Origin of the sequence: Winogradskyella poriferorum (genome assembly GCF_050618035.1) — a bacterium.
Classification (GTDB): Bacteria; Bacteroidota; Bacteroidia; order Flavobacteriales; family Flavobacteriaceae; genus Winogradskyella; species Winogradskyella poriferorum_A.
Window position 1 is genome coordinate 1 of sequence record NZ_JBODPY010000128.1, and the last position, 235, is coordinate 235.

1 pseudogene is annotated in these 235 nt (G+C 47.2%); it reads right to left on the reverse strand.

Annotated elements, in window-relative coordinates:
* Positions 1–235 (reverse strand): annotated as a pseudogene (gene ansB, locus ACRHOC_RS15185) (L-asparaginase 2); the annotation flags it as partial.

Below are 235 nucleotides of genomic sequence, written 5' to 3' on the forward strand. Positions count from 1 at the left end.
TACCCACACCTGCGCTTACAACCCCTTCAACCCCTTCTTCTCTCAAAGCTTTCACCGGAGCCGCTGATGCATTGGCATAATTGTAAACAATGCCTACCGCAGGGAGCTTTTCTAGTTTACTGACATCGAATGCCGCTTTGTCACCACGAGGTTGCGCTGCTTGGAAATAAGTGACTTTACCATCATGAATAAAACCTTCTGCCCCACCATTAACTGCATCAAATGCCTGTACTTC